This window comes from Halorhabdus salina (assembly GCF_013839425.1).
Classification (GTDB): Archaea; Halobacteriota; Halobacteria; order Halobacteriales; family Haloarculaceae; genus Halorhabdus; species Halorhabdus salina.
This window is the reverse complement of sequence record NZ_JACDNP010000005.1, coordinates 73,153-93,226: the sequence shown is the minus strand read 5'-3', so window position 1 is coordinate 93,226 and position 20,074 is coordinate 73,153. Positions and strand designations below refer to the sequence as shown.

The following is a 20,074-nucleotide window of genomic DNA, read 5'->3' as shown; positions in this document are numbered from 1 at the left end:
TTTTTAGGCCAGCACGCCGAGTGGCGAGTCATGCGGGACCTACTTGCAGAGTGGCGACCGGTCGTCGACGATGCGATAGCAGCGTTGCTCCCGCGTACCGTTGACGACGACTATCTCCAGGATTTTTTCGGCGAACCGACCTACGAGTATGATCCGGAAGCGATTCAACGAGCGCTGGCCGATCCCGTCTGGGACTTACTCGACCGCGGCGGCAAGCGCTGGCGAGCAGTCGTCTTTCTCATTCTCGTCGAAGGCTTCGGTGAAGATCCCGACGACTATCTCCCGTATGCCTGTATTCCGGAGGTGCTACACAACGGCACGATCATCGTCGACGATGTCGAGGACGGGGCCTCGATGCGTCGCGGTGAGACGGCCTTACATCAGAGCCATGGCGTTGATGTGGCGTTGAACGCCGGCAACGCGATGTACTTCTTGCCGTTGAAAATCATTGCGCGCAATCCAGCCGGTCTCGACGCTGAGACCCGACTGGCCGCCTACGAGATGCTAATGGACGAACTTAACCGCACGCATCTGGGCCAAGGCATGGATATCCATTGGCACAACGAGTCGATAATCCGGATCGACGAACAGCAGTACTACGAGATGTGTGCCTGCAAGACTGGCTGTCTCGCTCGGATCGTTGCCCGCCTGGCGGCAATCGTCACTAACCAGCCCGAAGATATCGAACGTGCAGTCGCCACCTACGCCGAACGAATGTCGATCGCCTTCCAGATCGGCGACGACATCCTCGACGTCGAAAACACGCTTGACCAAGCCGGCGACTTCGGCAAGGAATTCGGCAACGATATTCGAGAAGGAAAGAAGACCTTGATGGTGATCCACGCCGCTGAAAACGCGCCGGCCGAGGATGTGGCTCGCCTCGAAGCGATCCTTCAGGCCGAGAATAACACTGACGAGGAGATCAGAGACGCCATTGAGATCCTCCAGTCGACGGGCAGCGCCGAATACGCCCGTCAACGGGCGCTCACTCTGGCTGAAGAAGCTCGCGAACAGTTGGATACAGTTGCGCTCAAACCGGAACCGGCCGAGCACCTCAAAGAATTCACGACGTACGTCGTCGAGCGCGAGCAATGAATCGCTGACCTGGATAGCGAAAAACAAGGACGATTCCAACCGGCCACCATTGTCCCGACCAACATATTCACTATCCGGGGTCACGAATCCAATCATATGACTGACGGCGCTCCAGAGCGATCCCGCCGAGCGTTTCTGCGATCAGCAGGCGTGGTCGCCGGTGGGACGGCGGCCGCTGGCGCAGCCAGTACCGCAGCCGCCCAAGAGGAAGACGGTGGCGGCGGCCAGCCGGATTACGGCGGCTGGCTGTCCGATACGAGCAATTTCTCGACGACGGAGGACTTCCGCGGCCAGGAGGAAGTGACGGTGGAAGTCGGCGTCGAGGGCAACGGGAATGACTGGGCGTTTGGCCCACCAGCCATCCACGTCGATTCAGGCACCACCGTCGTCTGGGAGTGGACGGGCCGCGGTGGCGGCCACAACGTTGTCGGTGAAAACGACGATTATTCCTCAGGTCCGTCGACGGGCGAGGCCGGAACCACCTTCAAGCAGACCTTCGAGGCGGCCGGGATTCACAAGTACTACTGTGATCCGCATCTCTCGGTCGGCATGAAAGGCGCCGTCATCGTCGGTGACGACTATCCAACTATTTCGACCGGCGGCAACACTGGACCGGTCGTCCCGGAGAATGCAAAGCTTCTGGGTGTCTCAAGTGGATTCGTCATGACGGCTGTGCTCGGGTTGTCATACTTCTTCATGAAGTACGGCGGCGATTATGGTGAGGAAGCCTGAATCGTAGTCCTGCCGCTCAGGCCCGGTCAAATACCGACCCATGCACTAGCGCTGAGCTGATGCCTGGACTGGACGGTGAGTGTCTTAGTCCATCCGAAATTATTATTCCCAATACCCCACCACGAACATTTATACGCTAACGAATCCAAAATGCGCATAGAAGCTGCCATTCAGATGGAGAAAGCAACTACTCATCAGGTGGCGGCGATATAGACGGAACACTAACCATGAAATTCAACGAACTCTTCGGAGACGATAATGCAGTGAGCCCGGTCATCGGGGTCATCCTGATGGTTGCGATCACGGTGATCCTCGCAGCCGTCATTGCGACGTTCGTGCTCGGCCTCGGTGAACAAATCAGCAGCACGGCACCACAGGCGAGTTTCTCGTTTGATTACAACGATACAGCCAATTCACTAACGGCAACGCATACCGGAGGGGAGACACTTGACAATGGGACTATCTCTGTTACTGGTGACTATGATAATGCCACATTCGATCTTGGTGATCAAGAGATGTCAGCTGGAGACTCAATAAATATCACGGGAGTCGATCAGGGAGGCGGTGATGAGATCCAGATCATCTGGAAAGAACCGGGCGGCGACAAGAGTGCGACGCTGGCCACCTGGCCCTAGGTCGACTCACTAGATCAGTTTTTCTAGCAGTTCGTTTCATTCAACATTTCGGAGAGTCGCTATAATATGCTAGTCGACAGAAGTCGCCCTTGACCCGATACAACTTTAGTGGTCACAGCAAACCACTACGTAGCAATGTCCGACGAAACAGGCACGTTCGGCGGGTACGGTGGTCGTCACGTTCCGGACGCGCTCAAAGCACCGCTCGAACAACTCACCGAAGCGTTCGAAGAAATCGCACTCAGTGACGAGTTTCAGACGGAGTTTCGCGATCGACTGGCAGAGTATGCTGGACGGCCGACGCCGCTGTACCACGCCAAACGCCTCTCTGTGGAATACGGGGCGGACATCTATCTCAAACGCGAGGACCTGCTACACGGTGGGGCTCACAAACTCAACAACACGCTCGGTCAGGGACTCCTCGCGAAAAAGGCCGGCAAGGACCGGCTCATCGCCGAAACCGGCGCAGGACAACACGGAACGGCGACGGCAATGGTCGGTGCCATGCTGGATCTGGACACGGAGATCTACATGGGAGAAAAGGACGTCAAGCGCCAGCGGATGAACGTCTTCCGTATGCGACTGATGGGCGCGGAGGTCAACGAAGTGACTCGCGGTGGGGAAGGCCTCGCCGACGCCGTCGATGCGGCACTGGAGGACTTCGCGAAGAACGTCGAGGATACCCACTATCTCGTGGGTTCAGTCGTCGGTCCCGATCCGTTCCCGCGGATGGTCCGGGCGTTCCAGTCGGTCATCGGCGATGAAGCCCGCGAGCAGATCCGCGATCGGATCGGCGAACTGCCAGACGCCGCTGTGGCCTGCGTCGGCGGCGGGTCGAACGCGATTGGGCTGTTCGACGCGTTCCGCGAGGACGACGTGGCCTTCTACGGTGCCGAGGGGGGCGGTGAGGGTGCCGACAGCGATCGGCACGCTGCCCCACTCGCGGACGGTGAAGACGGCGTACTCCACGGGATGAAGACCCGCGTCATCGACGACGACACCGATGTCCACTCGGTCTCGGCCGGGCTGGACTATCCGGGCGTCGGTCCCGAGCACGCGATGTTTCAGGCCGTCGGCCGGTGTGATTACCGGGGGATCACCGACGAGGAGGCCCTGGATGCGTTCAAGGAGCTGAGCATGCTCGAGGGGATCATCCCGGCCCTGGAGACGAGTCACGGGCTCGCCCTGGCGAAGCAGATCGCCGACGACCACGACACGATCCTCGTCAACCTCAGTGGGCGGGGCGACAAGGATATGGAGACCGCCGCCGAGCAGTTCGACCTGACGTAATCGGCACCGACAGCTGGCGGTAGAATGACTTTTGCGACCGGGTCACGAACTGCCGCCATGCTCGAAGAGACGAACGTCGTCCTCGGGATCACGGGGTCGATTGCGGCCGTCAAGACCGTCGAACTCGCTCACGAACTCCGGCGTCGGGGCGCGACGGTCCGGGCGATCATGACCGAGTCGGCGACGAACATCGTCCACCCCTGGGCGGTCGAGTTGGCGACTGATAACGACGTAATCACGGAAATCGGCGGGAGTGTCGAACACGTCACCTTCTTCGGTGAAGACCCGTGGGGTGACGTGCTCTTGATCGCCCCCTCGACGGCCAACACCGTCGGGAAGATCGCAAGCGCGATCGACGACACACCGGTGACGACCTGTGCGACGACGGCACTCGGAGCGGGCATTCCTGTCGTCATCGCGCCCGCGATGCACGAACCCATGTACGACCACCCCGGTGTCCTCGATGCGATCGAACGACTCGAATCGTGGGGCGTCGCCTTCGCCGACCCGCGAATCGAGGAGTCGAAAGCCAAGATCGCCAGCGAGGAGGCGATCGTCCTTGAGACAGCCAAGGCAGCCGGGGACCAACCACTTACTGGCGAGACGATCGTCCTCACCAGCGGCGCGACGACCGAATCCGTCGATCCGATCCGGACGCTTTCAAACCGGGCGTCGGGCAAAACCGGCCGGGCGGTCGCGAAGGCCTGCTACGTCCGTGGCGCGGACGTTCGTCTGGTGCACGATGGCCCGGACGTTCCGTACGCGACCGTCGAAGACGTCGAGAGCGCGGGGGAGATGCTCGATGCGGTCCAGGCGAACGTCGACGACGCTGACGCGCTCGTCTCCGCAGCGGCCATCAGTGACTATACTGTCGACGCCGAGCCGGAGAAAATCAAATCCGGCCAGGAGACACTCACGCTCGATCTGGATCCGACGCCGAAACTACTCGATCGCGTCCGAGATGCACAGCCGGATATGCCGATGATCGGGTTCAAGCTCGAAACCGGCGTTTCCGAGGCAGAACTCGTCGCGTCCGCGCGTGACCTCTTAGCGCGGGTCGATCTCTCCTTAGTCGTCGCGAACGAGGCTGGCGTCGTCGGTGCCGACGAGACTGAGACTCGCCTCGTTAGCTCTGAGGGAGTTGTTAGCTTCCGTGGCTCGAAAGCTGAACTCGGAGGACGGGTGGCCGAGGAACTCGTCACAGTGCTTTGAGCCAGCAGATTAGCTGTCTTCGTCTTCCTCGACAAACTCGGCGGTTCCTGGCCAGGTTGCGTCGCCGAAGAAGGGGACGCCCATCTTTTGAGCCGACCGGGAAATCATGTGTGCGCCCGTCGGGACGGTCAAGAAGAGAAACAAGATCCCGACGAGTGACGTGAGGCCTGCCCCTTGTGGTCCGAAATAGGCAAAGCCAGCGAGGAACAGCGACGCCGCACCGAGTGTCGTTGCCTTGCTCGTAGCGTGCATTCGGTTGTAGACATCGGGTAGCCGAATGAGTCCGAAGGTCCCGATAAGGAGAAAGAACGCTCCCAGGACAATCAAGAACGCGACAACACCAGCGTGTACCGTTTCGAGCAGAGTCATTCGATGATGTCACCCTCCGTGATGAACCGCGCAGCGGCAATCGTACTGATGAAGCCGATAATCGCGAGCACAAGGCTCACTGTGACGAACAGGCCCTCGCCAGTCCGTAGTGCAAACAGGATTGCAATCGCGACCACGTTCGTCGCAATGGTATCGAGCGCGACGACACGATCCGGGACAGTCGGTCCCAAAATTACGCGATAGGCGGCAAGCAACGTGACGGCGCTGGCAATGACCAGCGCGGCATCGATCACTGTCATGAGTACTGCCGGGAATTCACTCGCCATCTGTCTCACCTCCGGACCGCTGGTCAGTCGAAGCTGTCTCAGGTTCACTGTCGTTCTCGCCGTCGATATCCGACACGGCGTCAGGGTCCGGGACCGGATCGGACGGCGTCCGGTCCTCGTCGAAAATCCGGAGTGCGTAGTCCTCCCACGTCCGGATTGGCTTGACAATCGCGTCCGGATCGAATGCGGCGATCGCGTGGATGTACAGCGAATTTCGCTCCCCGTCGTAGTCCATAGTGAGCGTGCCCGGGGTAAGCGTGATGCTGTTTGCTATTGTCGTAATCGCGGCGTCGGATTCGACACGGAGCGGGACTTCGATCACATCCGGTTCGATCGGCATCGACGGGGCGAGGACACGATAGGCCACGTCGACGTTGGCCGTAATCACTTCCTTCAGGAAGACCACGAGATAGATCACGGCAAACGGAAGCGATCGCACCAGCCCACCGGGACTCCCCTCAGCGACGTAGAAGCGCCGGAAGAAGTACGCGATCGGCAGCCCCAGCGCGAGTCCCGAGACAAGTGCCCCCGCGACCGGTGCCGGTGCTGGTTCGACACCTCGAATGAACAACCACAGGACGGCCAGGGCCGCCCCGACGAGTGGCCAGCGTCTCATTCAATCACCTCCGGGCCAACGGCCTCGACGTAGGTCTCCCACTCGGTTGCTGCATGGGCGGCAGCGTCAGCAGCTCGATAGACCGGATCGAACCCGATTCCGAGGACGACGACGAGCAGCGCGAACGCACCGACGAGCACGACCATCGTCGTCGGTTGGTAGGATCGCGTGACCGGCTCACTCGGCGTGCCCCAGAACGCGCGGTTCCAGGCCCGCGAGAAGTACGCGATAGTCAGGATCGCCCCAGCCAGCGCGACGGCCAGTGCCACCTCGGCGAACGGTTCGCCGGCGACGATAGCTTTTCCGGCGGTGTCGAAGACCAGTAATTTGCCGAAAAACCCGGTAAGCGGCGGGATCCCGACGAGAGCGATACCGCCGAGGAAGAACGACCCGGCGATGACCGGTCGCTTCGTGGAGAGTCCACCCAGCGCGTCGAACCGGATTGACCCGACAGCCTCGTAGACAGTTCCGCTAACCAAGAACAGTAGGGACTTCGCGATCGCGTGATTCAACGAGTAGATCAGCGCGGCGATCAAGCCGACCGTCCGGACTGTGCCTTCCCCCGTGGCAGCCAACGCGAGTGCAAGAACGATGAACCCGACTTGGCCGATAGACGAGTAGGCGAGCACGTTGTCGAGGTCGTTTCGCGAGACTGCCCCGAGTCCACCGAGGAAGATGCTCCCGATCGCCATCAGGAACAGGACTGGCCCAAATAGCCCGAGGAACGACGTTCCGGCCATGCCGAATCCGAGTTCCGATTCGAGGGTTGCGGCCCCGAAGACCGTAAAGAGCAGCCGGATGATCGCGTAGATACCGACTTTCTTGGTGACGCCAGCCATCACGGCAGCGATCGGTGCCGGGGCAGCCCGATAGGCGGCCGGGACCCAGAACTGGAACGGGACGATCCCGGCTTTTAGCGCGAAGACGGCAAACAGGATCGCGCCCAGTCCGAGGACGGGTGCTGGATTGATCCCATACTCGCCAGCGTGGGCCAGGCGACGGGCGAGATCGGCCATGTTGAGCGTCCCCATTGTCGCATAAATGCCACCGATGGCGACCAACATTACGGCACTGCCGAGCAGGTTGAGCACCGTGTACTGGAGTGCAGCGCGGGTATGCTTAGCGCGCCCGTAGAAGACGACCAGCACGTAACTCGGCATAAGCATCACTTCGAACCACACGAAGAGATTGAAGATGTCCCCGGTCAGGAACGATCCCGAGACGCCAGCGAGCATGAAGTGGAACAGTGCGTGATAGGAGATGCGCTGTCCGAACTCCTCGATGTACAACACCGAGAACACGAGTGCCGGAACGACCACGAGCACTGCGAGCACGAGCATGAACACGGAGAGGGCATCAGCTACCAGCGAAATCCCGAACGGTGCCGGCCAGTTCGACAGCTGGTAGGTGAGTGTCTCGGTCGTGCCACCGCCACCAGTGAGGACGCCGAGCGGAACGACCCGGCTTGCCAGCGTTATCACCGCGACGGCATACGCTCCGATCCCGAGCAAGCTAATGGTCCGTTGCGTACGTGGATATCGCCGAACCCCGAGCGTCAGAATGGCCGTCACCAGCGCTACCACGAGCGGCGCGACGACGACGTGTTCACTCATCGTTCGTTCACCTCCGAAAGGTCGATCGTTCCATGTTCTTCATAGACTCGATAGGTAAGCACGAGGGCAAAGGCAGTTGTCCCGAAGCCGATGACAATGGCCGTTAGGACCAGTGCCTGAACCAGCGGATCGGTGACCGCTCCATGAGCACCGCCATGAGAGAGGATCGGGACGGATCCGCGCAGGCCACCCATGGTCACCAGGTAAACGTTGGCCGCCTGGCTGATGATCGTCACGCCCCAGACGACCCGGACAACGTCTTTCCGCAGAACGAGGAAGGTTCCGAGGGCGAACAACAGTCCGAGCACGACCGCAAGGATGACCTGTGGCTGGCCACTGGCTTCTCCGCCAGCCGACGTGCTGGCAATCGTGCTTGGGACTGTTCTGAGAACAGTCCCGCTCATTCTGCCCCCACCACCGCGAGGATCGTCAGCAAGCCACCGACGACGACGAGGTACACGCCGAGATCAAACGCCAGCGCACTGGCGAACTCGACGTGGCCATACAGCGGCAGCCCCTCGACGAACAGTACCCCCTGAGACAGAAACGGCAGATCAAATGCCATTGCCACGAGACCGCTGCCAGCAGCGAGCGCGAGTCCGGTCGTGAATATCTCGCCGAACTCCTTGCTGATCGGTGGGCCTGCCTGAGATTCGTCATCGCCAGCCGGGAGCGACCGCGGGACGACAGTCCTGTGTAATAGTCCCTGTTCGACGTACCGCAACCCGTAAATAATGTAGATCAGTGCAAAGCCAGTCACGGTGAGGACACCGGCGATGAAGCCGCCGCCAGGCAGGTTGTGCCCTTGCAACAACAGGGCAATCGCTACCAGCAAGATGATCGGAACGACCACGCGCGTACTCGTCTGCGCGATTATCGTCGTATCGCTGTCTGTCGGTCGTGGATCGGCACTCATTGAGTTTCACCTCGTTCCCGCATCGCGATCAACGTAATAACCGAAAGCGCAGCCATCGCAATGACCGAAATCTCGCCCATCGTGTCGAACGCTCGGAAGTCGACGAGAATCACATTCACGATGTTTCCGCCGCCCCCGAAGTCCAGCAATGTGGATCCGTGCTCCGCCGGGACACCCGCTCGTTCGATGAAATACTGGGCGATTGGCTTTCCCGGTGTTGCGGCCGTCGAAACCAGTACCGTCAGGAAGACAGTGATCCCGACGACGGCCGAGACGGCACCATCCCGAAGGGCGCGAATTCGATCGACTTCCCCGTAGAACTCGGGGAGGTGATCAAGGATAAGCAAAAAGAGCACGAGGACCAGCGTCTCGATGACCAGCTGGGTCAACGCCAGATCAGGCGCACTCGCCAGAATGTAGAAAATCGCCACCATGAAGCCCAGAATCGAGAGTGTCAGCACACCTGCGATGTGGGACGGTGCGCGCGTGACCGCAAGGGCGGCGACGACTGCAACGGCCAGCACGATTACCATCGCCGGCTCGGCGGCCAGCGACGAGATTGCTGGAAAGACCACTCCAGCCCCAGAATAGCCCGCGATCGCGAGGCCAGCAACTGCGAGGAAGAACCACGTCGCGTACGTTCGCAATCGACCAGTGTGTACCGTTCCGGAGACGATCGTCGTCCGGTCGAGCCAGCTAACTAGCCCGTCGTAGTAGAAGTTCGGCCTGATCGGATCGATCGCGATCAATCGCTGGACACCGGCCGCGATCCGACCATAGAAGGGATACGTCACCGCCCCGACAACGATGGTGATCGCACTCATCCCCGCTGCGGGAGTGAGTGACGTCGGTAGATGATAGCCAAAGTGGGGCTCAGACGCGCCGACAGCCTCGACGACACGCTCGATGAAGTGTTCCAGGGGTCCGAGATGAATCCCGGCAGTCGCCGAAACGCCCCCGAGACCGACGATCCCCGCGAGCGTCGCGAGAAGCACTGGTGGTGCGAGCATCGCCATCGGCGGTGAGTGAACGTGTTCGATGGCCTCGGGCTTCTCACCCGCAAACAGCGAGAGGAAGCGGATCGAGTACAGGAACGTGAAAATCGATCCAAAGACGGCGACGGCAGGTAGGAGCCACCAGAGCCCGCCGGCGTGTTCGGCGGCGTGATACGTCGCCTCGAAGAGCAACTCCTTCGAGTAAAAGCCGTTGAACGGCGGCAAACCGGCCATGCCGAGGGCTGCGATCGCCGCGACGGCAGCGGTGATCGGAAGGGCCCGCCAGAGGCCACCGAGTTCGGAAAGCAGTCGCGTCCCGGCCTCGTGGGCGACGATGCCCGCGACGAGGAACAGCGCGGCCTTGAACAGTGCGTGATTCAAAATGTGGAACGCACCGGTCTCAGCCCCATAGACGGACTGGAGACCAAAACCAGCGATGATGAGTCCCAAGTGAGAGGCCGTCGAGTACGCCAGCAGTTCCTTGATGTCGTCGGCCGCGACCGCCAGGATCGCCGCCACAGTCATTGTCAGGAGGCCAAGTGTGGCAAAGAACAGCTCCCACTCGGGAGTGCCAAGCAGTGGGCGAAACCGACCGACGAGGTAGACCCCGGCCTTGACCATTGTCGCCGAGTGAAGGAACGCCGAGACGGGCGTCGGGGCCTCCATGGCGTTAGGCAGCCAGATGTGCAGCGGGACCTGGGCTGACTTTGCCGCAGCGCCGATCCCGATCAGCACGACCACTGGCACGAACAGGCCGGCCGAACGGAGCCCCTCCTGCATTGCCCCAGCGTTCTCGATCAGGGCACCCTCGGTTCCGACGAGACGGAAGGTTGCCTCTCCCAACACGTCACCCGAAACCGTATACAGCAGGAGGAACCCGACGAGCATGAACAGGCCGCCGGCGACGGTGATGAACATCGCCTTCCGGGCGGCGTACTGGGAGTCGTCTTGGTCCTGGTAATGGCCGATGAGAATGAACGACGAGACACTGGTGAGCTCCCAGAAGACGAACAGCGCGAGCAGATCGGCCGCAAAGGCGACCCCAAGCATCGCGCCCATGAACACCAGCAACGTGGTGTAATACTTCGCTTTCCCCGGCTCGTCGTGCATATACGCGCCGGAGTACGTGAAGATCAGAACACCGACCCCGCTGACGATCAATCCCAACAGGAGCGAAAGACCGTCGACGTACAGTGCGAGCGAGACGTCAAGCGCCGGAATCCACTGGAGTGAGACGGTTCCATGTGTGCCGAACTGACTGGCGATGAGAGCGAACGCTCCAGCCGCAACTGCGGCCGCGAAATACGCGACGCGCTCCCCGACGACGCGGTACAGCAGCGGTGTGACCGCGGCGGCTAGAAACGGCAACGCCAGCACGGCCAACAGGACGCCCTGACTTGGTTGCACACCAGTCAGGTCGGGTCAGGCCGGACTTAATGCTTCTCAAATTGGGCGGTTCAGTTGGAAATCATGCAGATTCAACTCCGCACATTGGATGACGGGGCCGACTCGATTACGAGGTGTTTTTAATCGCGGGTACAGTACCGCCAGCATGGATCGCCTCAAACAGTCGTTGCTCGACGCGCCAGTTATCGAGAAGGGCGAGTACCAGTACTTCATTCACCCAATTAGTGACGGGGTCCCGATGCTTCGGCCCGAGCTCCTTCGGGAGATCGTCATCCGGATCATCCGGAAGGCCGAACTCGAAGATGTCGATAAGATCGTCACGCCCGCGGCGATGGGCATCCACATCTCGACGGCCGTCTCGCTGATGACCGATATTCCCCTCGTGGTCATCCGCAAACGGCAGTACGGTCTGGATGGCGAAGTCTCCCTCCAGCAGGTCACCGGCTACTCCGAAGGGGAAATGTACGTCAACGATGTCTACGAGGGCGACAAAGTGCTTGTCCTGGACGACGTCCTCTCGACCGGCGGCACGCTCGTTGGCATCACCGGCGCCCTCGAAGAGATCGGTGCCGACATCGTCGACATCGTTGCCGTCATCAAAAAGGTCGGGGGCAAAAACAAGGTTGCAGATTCCGACCTCGACGTCAAGACGCTTATCAATGTCGATGTCGAGGATATGGAAGTCGTTGTTATCGACGAGAACGGCGACGACTAACCACCGATTTACTGCGTCGGATACCTATCGGTACCCTCTCTGCCCACGGACCCAGAGCGTCAGTTCGCATTGTCAGCTGGGCCGTCGGCCCCAATCGACCGGCAAAAAGCTGTCTTGACGAGCGAAGTGAGGTGGTTCGAGAGTCGGGCACTCTCTCGTCATCCCGAAAAGCCCCAATTTTCGGTACCAAAGCTCGGTAGAGCGTACTCTACCGGTAGATCAAAAGCACGTCGTCGCTCACGAATTTGTGAGCGACAGAACATAGCGGGAGGTAGATTTGAACCACGGTCGTTCCGCTCCGCTACACTCCCTGCTTCAAATCTACGACAGCGACAGCACAGCGAGAATGGCGCAGAGATAAACCTCTGTGCCGTTGTTTCGCTGAGAAGTAGCGGGAGGTAGATTTGAACTACGCAAAACGCTTGCTTCGCTCGCGTTTCTCTCGTTCAAATCTACTCATTTCGATTTCGTCGCTCACGAATTTGTGAGCGACAGAACATAGCGGGAGGTAGATTTGAACTACCGATCTGCGGGTTATGAGCCCGCCGGAATCTCCTGGCTATCCCATCCCGCTACTTTCTGGTAATCCGGGTTTGCCATTAAGGGTTGTGATTCGGATGCCGTCCGTTAGTTATTCCCGTGCTCTACGGACCCACTCTCTCGATGGACGCGCCAGGTGAACAGACTCTCGAACACGTAGTTAACGACCATCCCAACGGCGATCCCTGATCCCTTTGCGACCAGAATCCACAGATCGATCCCCACCAGCGAGAACTCCATGAAGAACTGTCGATAGATAATCACGAAAATTGTGAATTGCGTGAGGCTCCCGCCGGCTCTGACGGCGTGTGAGCGAGCGAGACGACGAACCAACGACCGATTCCCGTCTGCCCCGGCTCTGGCGAACGTCCAGTTGTCGTTGATCACGAACATCACCAGAATCGCTGTTTCGATCCCCAGCAATGTCGCAATCTCCGGCATGAGTCCCAGCCCTTCCGAAAGGACCATCAGGACCGTCGTATCACAGATCGCCCCGATCACGCCGACCGAGACGAACTTCCCGAATCGAACCCCTGAAAGGAGGGATTTGACGTGCCGACCGAATCGCGAATCAGCGTCGCTCATTGACTCTCCCGGTCGACGAGCGCGGTCGATTCACTCCGGCGGGATGCGATCATCCGGTGAAGGCGACTATCCCTGATTCGCTTCGCGCGGTGTCGGGCCGCAAAGACAGCCCCAGCCAGATCGAGTGACGTCCGAACAGGCGAGACCGTCGACCCTGGCTTGTCTTCCCAGGTAATCGGCACTTCAGCGATGCGGAGGTCAAGCGCACCAGCGATTGCCACCAGTTCGACGTCCCAGGCAAACCCTGGTTCGAAGAGATGGCCACGCACTTCTGACCACGCGGGGGCCGAAATCGCCTTGGCACCACACTGGTAATCGTACAGTTCGGCATCGAGCATCCGGCGAGCGAACCACGCGAACCCATCACCCATGAATCGTCTGGCAAACGTCTGATGTGACTGGATCGTGGCTTCGGGATGGCGACGCGACCCCGCTGTAAGATCGGCCCGATCAGCTGTTATCGGCTCGATGACGGCCGCAAGTGACTCGGCAGGCGTCGAACCGTCGGCGTCGGCGAATGCGAGGACATCCGTCTCGAGGGCTTCGAACCCCGCCGTGATCGCTGCACCCTTCCCGCGTCGGTACGGGACGGCGTTGACACTGACATCAAGCGTTTCGAGTTGTTCAATCGTCTCGTCCCGTGGATCGTCGAGTTCGATACGCACCGTTTCGGGGTCGACCGCTGATTGAATGGCGGCCACGTACGATTCGAGGGCAGGGACGTCAGGGCGATAGGCCGGCACGACGAGTCCGACGGACCGACTCATTAGATGTGCCTTCGCGGGAACGACTAAAAACAGTTCGAATTCCCGACCACACCCAGAGGGAACTTCACAAGACGTTTAGGGAACTTACTCGTTGTCGCGTGTGATGGAATTTGGGTCCGTCGCCGTCTGGTTGGTCGCCTATCTGGGACTGCTCGTTATCGGCATGTCGATCACGAGTGCGGTGTTCTCGCGTCTCGACGATCGCGGAGCAGGCGTCGCAATCCCGGCAGCACTGGCGATCATCTGGATCGTGACGTACTTTCTCGGTCGGGTGTCGATCACCATCGGACTCTGGGCTGGGATCGGGGTCCTTGGGGGAATCGCACTCCTGGCTCGGCAGCGCGGATCCGAAATCGACCGCTCGATATACCTCGAAACAGCGGCTGTATTCACTGTCGCATTTCTGTTCATGGTGGCGGTCAGAGCAGTCGATCCGGCCGTCCACCCCGGCGGCGGTGAGAAGTTCCTCGATTTCGGCTTGCTCCAGTCGTTGCTGCGGGCGAACACGCTCCCACCAGAGGACATGTGGTTCGCGGGTGAATCGGTCCAGTACTACTATGGCGGCCATCTGGTGGCGTCGCTACTGGCGCGGTTGACAAACACGTCAGCACGGTTCGCCTACAATCTCGCACACGCGGGCTTCTACGCGATGGTAGTTACGGCAGCCTACGGTCTGTCAAAGTCCATCGCTGCAGAGCGAGGCTACCCTGCACGTCTCGCCGGCGGTGCGTCGGCCTTTTTCGTCGGGTTCGCGAGTAACCTGCTTGTTCCGGCGAAGATGATCTTCCTGGTATTGCCAGGGGCAATCTCCGAGGCGATCGCTGGGATACTCGAACTCGAACTGCGGGGAGTGGCAATCAGCATCAGCGAGTTCAACTACTGGTGGTCGAGTCGCATCATCCCAGGAACGATCAACGAGTTCCCGTTGTTCGCCTGGCTCAACGGCGACATGCACGCCCACATGATGAGTACGCCCTTCCTGTTGCTGGGGGCGACGATCCTGTACGGCTACTACCGGACGCCAGCCCAGCAATGGGGTCGACGGCTCGCATTGCTTGCGTCACTGGGGCCGTTAGCGGCGATGATTGCTGTCGTCAACACGTGGTCGTTCCCCTCGATCGGCGGCTTGACCGTCCTGACAGTCGCGCTCGCTCCGGCCAGTCCTGCGTCGCTGCTCCCCGCTGGGGCACGTAGACTGACCGACGCCGGCGGATGGGCACGACGTGAACTTACTCGCCACGTACTTGCCGGCATCTCCGGCATCGGCGTGCTGGCGATCGGGGGCGCGCTGTCCATTCCCTTCTGGCTGCAAGCAGCAAGCGGACAGCGCGGGATCGGCTGGCTCCCGGAGCGCAGTGGACTGGGCGTCCTCTTGATCGTCTACGGGGCGTTCCTGGCAGTTTTTGCGCTGTATTACGCTCGCTACGCGAGACCGCAATTCCAGCGACCGCTCCGGGCAGTCGCCCTGGTCGGCACGATCGTCTTCCTTTCGCTGGTCGTCGATGCTGCAGCCGTCGCGCTGTTCGTCCCCCTGTTGATCGTCGGCTGGCTACTCGGTCGACTCGGCGAGTATGAAGACCTCCCAACACCCGGATTCGAGACCGTCTTGGTCCTCGGCGGGGCCGGACTCGCGTTGCTTGTCGAGTTCGTCTACGTCAAAGAGCAGGCGGGTCCGGGTCGGATGAACACCGTCTTCAAGACCTACATGCAGGTCTGGGTGCTCCTGGCAACGGCGATGGGGGTTACACTGGTCGGGTTGTTTGCCGATCGACGCCCATCACTTGGCCTCGATGGACCGAGATGGCGGCGTGCATTCGGCGTGCTCGCGGCTATCTTACTGATGTCGACGGCGATGTACGGTGGCCTGGCCATGTCTGACCACTTCAGAGCCGAGGGTGGATACGCCCAGACCGACGATCCGACACTCGATGCACTCGCATTCGCTGAGGCGTACCATCCCGACGAATACGACGCGATCCAATGGATGGGGGAAACCGTCGAAGGGCAGCCAAACATGGTCTCGAAGCCCGGAACGAGCATCTACCAGTGGGTCAACGCGCCGTCGAGTCTGACTGGCATACCGACGCTCGCTGGGTGGGTCCACGAGGTCGGGTATCGCGGAACTGACGCCTACTGGAATCGCGTCACCGACGTCGAAACGATATTCACCGGGCCGCCCGAGCGCCAGCGATCGCTTCTGGCGGCCTACGACGTCGAGTTGATCTACGTCGGGCCGCTGGAACGCGAAGCGTATCCCGAAATGACAATCCAAGACCTGGACGCAGTCACCGTCGAAGAAACGTTCGGGGACGTGACGATCTATCGAGTCGATCAGTCAGCGCTGGACGGATCTCCGCAGTAGAACGAGACTCAGGCCGCTTCGACGACCGTGATCGCCTCGGCGTCGGCACTTTCTGTCTCTAAGTGCATCGGGATGAAATTCCGCAGTTCGAAGTCCTCTTGTTCGTCTTCCGTGCCGATCGTACACCATAGCTGTGGGCGCTCTGGCCCGTGCCAGTCGCCCTGCCGGGTGATCCCGAAGCAGACGTACTGTTCGCCGTCGTATTCGATAGTTGCGCCCTTTCGCATCCCGGGTTCACCACGGACGATGAGTCGCTTCATGCAGTTGGCTGGGCTTCGCCCATGACGGCATTAAGCGCTTCGGAGGCCACAACGTGGCCAGGGAGATGGGGCTGTTTCGGTATGTGAACGGCTCTCGTCACGGGGCTGTGCCGCTTCGGAACCAAACGGGTTTTAAGCAGCGCTGTCCAATCCACCCGCAAGGTCGATATCATGGAGATGCCACGCCGGTTTAACACCTATTGCCCCAACTGTAACGAACATCACGAACACGAGGTCGAGAAGGTCCGACAGGGCCGAGCCACGGGAATGACGAAGGTCAACGGTCGGCAGCGCGAGCGCCAATCGGGTATCGGGAACAGCGGCAAGTTCTCGAAGGTTCCCGGTGGCGACAAGCCGACGAAGAAGACCAACCTGACCTACCGCTGCTCGGAGTGTGGCAACGCCCACCTCCGTGAGGGATGGCGCGCCGGTCGACTGGAGTTCCAGGAATAACCATGGCTGGGAGCTTCTACAACGTGCGCTGTCCGGACTGTGAGAACGAACAGGTCGTCTTCGGCAAGGCCGCAAGCGAGATCGCGTGTGCCGTTTGCGGGCACACGCTGGTCCGCCCGACTGGCGGGAAAGCCGAGATCGAAGGCGACGTGATCGAAGCCGTCGAGCAACGATGAAGTTCAGCGGCTGGCCCGATCCAGGCGAACTCGTCGTGGGTCGCGTCGACGAAATTGAAGACTTCGGCGTCTTCGTCGACCTCCAGGAGTATGACGACAAGCGCGGGCTGGCCCACATCAGCGAGGTCGCCTCCGGGTGGATCAAGAACGTTCGCGACCACGTCAACGAAGGCCAGACCGTCGTTGCGAAGGTCTTAGACATCGATCAAGACGCCCAACAGATCGACCTCTCGATCAAGGACGTCAACGATCATCAACGCAAAGAGAAGATCCAGGAGTGGAAAAACGAGCAGAAGGCCGACAACTGGATGACGATCGCCTTCGGCGAGGACATCGACGACGACACCTACGGTACCATCGCCGAGGAACTCCTCTCTGGGTTCGGCTCAATGTACGACGGCTTCGAGCAAGCCGCCATCCACGGTACGGAAGCGCTCGAAGACAGCGACCTTGACGATGAGGACATCGACGCGATCGTCCAGACGGCCCGGGAGAACGTCTCGGTGCCGTACGTGAAAGTCACCGGCTACGTCGACTTGACTTGCCCCGATAGTGACGGCGTCGACGCCGTCAAAGAGGCCCTGCAGGCCGCGGAAGGGAACGGCGAGGTGTCCGAGGAGATTGATCTGGACGTGACCTACGTCGGTGCGCCCGAGTACCGCCTCGAGGTCCAGGCCCCCGACTACAAGACCGCCGAGACGGCCCTCGAAGACAGTGCAGATCGAGCGAGCGAAGCGATCGCCGACCTCGGTGGCACCGGCCACTTCCATCGCGAGCGCAACACCGACGAGGAATGAAAGCCGACATCCGGGTGTGTGCGGCCTGGCGCGACCGCCACGAACGCCCGGTATACACGCTTGCTGATTCTTGCCCCGCGTGTGGAGAACCGACCGAAAACACCGCGCCTGCACCCTTCTCTCCGGAAGATCCAAACGGTGAGTATCGACGCGCACTTAAGCGCCGCAATCGGGAATAAACCGTATGGACGAGTACGAGATCGAGACGCTCGAAGCGGTAGAGCTGGAGTCGCCGGTGCTGATCGAAGGGCTCCCCGGCGTCGGCCACGTCGGGAAGCTCGCTGTCGAACACTTACTCGAAGAGCTCGATAGCACCCCGGTCCGGCGGGTTTACTCCCAGCATTTTCCCCCGCAGGTGACCGTCGACGACGACGGTATCGAACTCGCGAGTGCCGAGTTTCACGCCATCTCGCCGGAGGACGGCCAAGATATGCTTGTCCTCTCAGGTGATCACCAGGCCCAGGACAACGTTGGCCACTACGGCCTCGTCGACGCGTTCCTGGACGTCGGAGACGAATTCGATGTCGAGCGAATCTTCGCGCTGGGTGGCGTCCCGACCGGCGAACTCATCGAGGAGTATGACGTGATCGGCGCGTCGACGACCGACGGACTGACTGACGAACTCGAAGACGTCGGCGTCGAGTTCCGCGAGAACGAACCAGCGGGAGGAATCGTCGGCGTTTCCGGGCTGTTGCTCGGCCTGGGCCAGCGCCGTGACCTGCCGGCGGCGTGCCTCATGGGCGAGACATCGGGGTATCTCGTCGATCCGAAAAGCGCCCAGGCAGTGCTTGAAGTGCTCCAGGGGGTCCTGGGCTTCGAGGTCGACTACGGGTCACTCGAAGACCGTGCCGACGAGATGGAAGATGTCGTCCGAAAGATCCAGGAGATGGAGGGCAATGCGTCTGCCCCAACTGACGAAGACCTGCGATACATCGGCTGATCCGGCGCCGAGTACGCCCTGAACGGTCGCACCGACCGATCAAACACCGCGACTCATCAAATGGCTTCGCAGAATATCACTCTCTCCAGCGGCAGCCAGCGGATCGATGAGGAGGACTGACTCGCCTTGTGCAATCGAACCGCGTTCGACCAGTTTGTCGAGACCAGCCAGTGCGACGCCACCCGTGGCACTGCACTCGATGCCGGCCGAAGCGTTCGCGTCGACAGCCGCCGCGAGAGCAGCATCGTCCGAGACCGTTGCCACGCCGCCCCCGGATTCCCTGATAGCGCTCAGTGCAACTGATCCGAGGGCCGGTTCGGGGATCTCCAGCGGCCCGAGAACGGTGTCAGGCACGGCAACCGAGTCAATCGATGTCTCTGAGTGCCACGCTTCGACAATGGGTGCACATCCCTCGGGTTGGACGGCGTACAGTCGCGGGACTGATTCGACGTATCCAGCGTCGCTGGCCGCTGTCAGGCCAGCTTGAACGCCAGCCAATCGCTGCCCGTGACCAACGGGCACGACGATCACGTCGGGAGTCGTCCAGTCGAGACCAGCCAGCACGTCCCAGGCGAGTGTCGCGGCACCGAGCTGGCGGAACGGTGACCCCGGATCGACAGGGAACCCGGCTTCGTCGCTACTTTCGTAGGCATTTTGCGCATCGCTATAGCGCCCTTCGACAACCGAGAGCTCGCCGCCGTGGACATTGGCCATCGCCTTATTGAGAAACGGCGTCCGGGAAGGGACGTAGGCCAGCGATTCGATGCCCGCCCGAGAAGCGTAGGCTGCCACAGACTGTGCCGCGTGGCCCGTCGAGGGAAGCACGACGCGATTAGCTCCCCGCACCGTGGCCGTCCCAACAGCAGTTGCCATCTCCCGGTCGACGGTGCTGCCCGTCGGATTGCGCCCCTCGTCGACGATCCAGAGCGATTCGAGGTCGTGGGTCGCCTCTATATCGGGACAGTCGATCGGGTTCGTTCCACCGGCACCCATGGCAACCGCAGCAATAGCAACGTCGAGGCTATTCGAGTACCGGGCGATTCCTGGCTCGGACGAACTGGCGAAATCGCCGGGTTCGTCGGGCAACGCCTCCGAATCGAACGTAACACGGACCGTCCCGCCACAGTCCGGGCACGAATGTGTCACGTCGTCCGGTGGCGCGATCGAATCGCACTCGACACAGCAGAACTGAACAGGTGTCGCCGCGGCGTCCATACTCACAGCAAAGAGCGTCCCCGCCAAGTGTGGTCCGGTCGAAACTGAGTGGTGAGTCGTCATCGCGCCCGTGGAATTTTCCCGGCGGGAGTCGAAC

Annotated in this window: 23 protein-coding genes and 1 tRNA gene; 12 read left to right on the top strand and 12 right to left on the bottom strand. The window is 60.8% G+C overall.

Going from position 1 to position 20,074, the window contains the following annotated elements; translation table 11 throughout:
• Positions 1-30: 30 nt before the first annotated feature.
• The 5 genes from HZR20_RS08510 (at position 31) to coaBC (ending at position 4,964) form a co-directional block, all read left to right on the top strand.
• Positions 31-1,095: a polyprenyl synthetase family protein gene (locus HZR20_RS08510; protein WP_181686163.1), complete on the top strand. Its 1,065-nt coding sequence runs from the start codon at positions 31-33 to the stop codon at positions 1,093-1,095.
• A gap of 96 nt (positions 1,096-1,191) precedes the next feature.
• Positions 1,192-1,827 carry a halocyanin domain-containing protein gene (locus tag HZR20_RS08505; RefSeq protein WP_181686162.1) on the top strand — a complete coding sequence of 212 codons (636 nt, stop codon included), beginning with the start codon at positions 1,192-1,194 and terminating at the stop codon, positions 1,825-1,827.
• A gap of 227 nt (positions 1,828-2,054) precedes the next feature.
• Entirely contained in the window at positions 2,055-2,462 is a 408-nt protein-coding gene (locus tag HZR20_RS08500; RefSeq protein ID WP_181686161.1) for a type IV pilin, read from the top strand.
• Positions 2,463-2,597: 135 nt separating this feature from the next.
• On the top strand, positions 2,598-3,752 hold the full coding sequence (trpB, locus tag HZR20_RS08495) for a tryptophan synthase subunit beta (RefSeq protein ID WP_181686160.1): 1,155 nt from the start codon (positions 2,598-2,600) through the stop codon (positions 3,750-3,752).
• A gap of 57 nt (positions 3,753-3,809) precedes the next feature.
• Positions 3,810-4,964: a bifunctional phosphopantothenoylcysteine decarboxylase/phosphopantothenate--cysteine ligase CoaBC gene (coaBC, locus tag HZR20_RS08490; RefSeq protein ID WP_181686159.1), complete on the top strand. Its 1,155-nt coding sequence runs from the start codon at positions 3,810-3,812 to the stop codon at positions 4,962-4,964.
• Positions 4,965-4,973: 9 nt separating this feature from the next.
• Here coaBC and mnhG read toward each other — a convergent pair whose 3' ends face one another.
• Genes mnhG through mbhE form a run of 7 tightly spaced genes read right to left on the bottom strand, consistent with a single transcriptional unit; the run spans position 4,974 to position 11,167 of the window.
• Positions 4,974-5,333: a monovalent cation/H(+) antiporter subunit G gene (mnhG, locus tag HZR20_RS08485; RefSeq protein WP_181686158.1), complete on the bottom strand. Its 360-nt coding sequence runs from the start codon at positions 5,331-5,333 to the stop codon at positions 4,974-4,976.
• The gene (locus HZR20_RS08480) at positions 5,330-5,620 is read right to left on the bottom strand and encodes a monovalent cation/H+ antiporter complex subunit F (protein WP_181686157.1); all 291 of its coding nucleotides are present in this window, start codon (positions 5,618-5,620) and stop codon (positions 5,330-5,332) included. Before HZR20_RS08480 ends, mnhG begins: the two co-directional genes overlap by 4 nt.
• A complete protein-coding gene (locus HZR20_RS08475) occupies positions 5,610-6,236 on the bottom strand; it encodes a Na+/H+ antiporter subunit E (protein WP_181686156.1) in 627 nt (208 codons plus the stop codon). The genes HZR20_RS08480 and HZR20_RS08475 overlap by 11 nt, the downstream gene beginning before the upstream one ends.
• Entirely contained in the window at positions 6,233-7,849 is a 1,617-nt protein-coding gene (locus tag HZR20_RS08470) for a complex I subunit 5 family protein (RefSeq protein WP_181686155.1), read from the bottom strand. Before HZR20_RS08470 ends, HZR20_RS08475 begins: the two co-directional genes overlap by 4 nt.
• Positions 7,846-8,253, bottom strand: a complete 408-nt coding sequence (locus HZR20_RS08465; RefSeq protein WP_181686154.1) for a sodium:proton antiporter — start codon at positions 8,251-8,253, stop codon at positions 7,846-7,848. Before HZR20_RS08465 ends, HZR20_RS08470 begins: the two co-directional genes overlap by 4 nt.
• Positions 8,250-8,765: an MnhB domain-containing protein gene (locus HZR20_RS08460; RefSeq protein WP_181686153.1), complete on the bottom strand. Its 516-nt coding sequence runs from the start codon at positions 8,763-8,765 to the stop codon at positions 8,250-8,252. The genes HZR20_RS08465 and HZR20_RS08460 overlap by 4 nt, the downstream gene beginning before the upstream one ends.
• Complete coding sequence (gene mbhE / locus HZR20_RS08455; protein WP_181686152.1) at positions 8,762-11,167, bottom strand: hydrogen gas-evolving membrane-bound hydrogenase subunit E; 2,406 nt, start codon at positions 11,165-11,167, stop codon at positions 8,762-8,764. Before mbhE ends, HZR20_RS08460 begins: the two co-directional genes overlap by 4 nt.
• A gap of 145 nt (positions 11,168-11,312) precedes the next feature.
• Here mbhE and hpt point away from each other — a divergent pair, with 145 nt between their 5' ends.
• Entirely contained in the window at positions 11,313-11,882 is a 570-nt protein-coding gene (gene hpt / locus HZR20_RS08450) for a hypoxanthine/guanine phosphoribosyltransferase (RefSeq protein WP_181686151.1), read from the top strand.
• A gap of 499 nt (positions 11,883-12,381) precedes the next feature.
• Here hpt and HZR20_RS08445 read toward each other — a convergent pair.
• From HZR20_RS08445 to HZR20_RS08435, 3 genes are all read right to left on the bottom strand, one after another.
• Positions 12,382-12,456: transfer RNA gene (locus tag HZR20_RS08445), tRNA-Met, on the bottom strand.
• Between the two features lie 53 nt (positions 12,457-12,509).
• Positions 12,510-13,007 (bottom strand): GtrA family protein, encoded by a 498-nt coding sequence (locus HZR20_RS08440; protein WP_181686150.1) that lies wholly within the window; start codon positions 13,005-13,007, stop codon positions 12,510-12,512.
• The gene (locus HZR20_RS08435; RefSeq protein ID WP_181686149.1) at positions 13,004-13,774 is read right to left on the bottom strand and encodes a glycosyltransferase; all 771 of its coding nucleotides are present in this window, start codon (positions 13,772-13,774) and stop codon (positions 13,004-13,006) included. The genes HZR20_RS08440 and HZR20_RS08435 overlap by 4 nt, the downstream gene beginning before the upstream one ends.
• A 103-nt stretch (positions 13,775-13,877) precedes the next feature.
• Between HZR20_RS08435 and HZR20_RS08430 the strand changes: the two genes are divergently transcribed.
• Positions 13,878-16,136 (top strand): DUF2298 domain-containing protein, encoded by a 2,259-nt coding sequence (locus HZR20_RS08430; RefSeq protein WP_181686148.1) that lies wholly within the window; start codon positions 13,878-13,880, stop codon positions 16,134-16,136.
• A gap of 8 nt (positions 16,137-16,144) precedes the next feature.
• Here the strand turns inward: HZR20_RS08430 and HZR20_RS08425 are convergent, their stop codons facing one another.
• Complete coding sequence (locus HZR20_RS08425) at positions 16,145-16,396, bottom strand: HAH_0734 family protein (protein WP_181686147.1); 252 nt, start codon at positions 16,394-16,396, stop codon at positions 16,145-16,147.
• 171 nt (positions 16,397-16,567) lie between these two features.
• Between HZR20_RS08425 and HZR20_RS08420 the strand changes: the two genes are divergently transcribed.
• Genes HZR20_RS08420 through HZR20_RS08400 form a run of 5 tightly spaced genes read left to right on the top strand, consistent with a single transcriptional unit; the run spans position 16,568 to position 18,762 of the window.
• Positions 16,568-16,849 (top strand): 50S ribosomal protein L44e, encoded by a 282-nt coding sequence (locus HZR20_RS08420; protein WP_158854290.1) that lies wholly within the window; start codon positions 16,568-16,570, stop codon positions 16,847-16,849.
• A gap of 2 nt (positions 16,850-16,851) precedes the next feature.
• Positions 16,852-17,025, top strand: coding sequence for a 30S ribosomal protein S27e (locus tag HZR20_RS08415; RefSeq protein ID WP_181686146.1), 174 nt, complete (start codon positions 16,852-16,854; stop codon positions 17,023-17,025).
• On the top strand, positions 17,022-17,822 hold the full coding sequence (locus tag HZR20_RS08410) for a translation initiation factor IF-2 subunit alpha (protein ID WP_181686145.1): 801 nt from the start codon (positions 17,022-17,024) through the stop codon (positions 17,820-17,822). Before HZR20_RS08415 ends, HZR20_RS08410 begins: the two co-directional genes overlap by 4 nt.
• Complete coding sequence (locus HZR20_RS08405; protein ID WP_181686144.1) at positions 17,819-18,001, top strand: RNA-protein complex protein Nop10; 183 nt, start codon at positions 17,819-17,821, stop codon at positions 17,999-18,001. Before HZR20_RS08410 ends, HZR20_RS08405 begins: the two co-directional genes overlap by 4 nt.
• A gap of 5 nt (positions 18,002-18,006) precedes the next feature.
• Entirely contained in the window at positions 18,007-18,762 is a 756-nt protein-coding gene (locus HZR20_RS08400) for a proteasome assembly chaperone family protein (RefSeq protein WP_181686143.1), read from the top strand.
• A gap of 39 nt (positions 18,763-18,801) precedes the next feature.
• On the opposite strand, the gene HZR20_RS08395 is transcribed toward HZR20_RS08400, so the two are convergent.
• A complete protein-coding gene (locus HZR20_RS08395) occupies positions 18,802-19,977 on the bottom strand; it encodes a pyridoxal-phosphate dependent enzyme (protein WP_181686142.1) in 1,176 nt (391 codons plus the stop codon).
• Positions 19,978-20,074 lie beyond the last annotated feature (97 nt).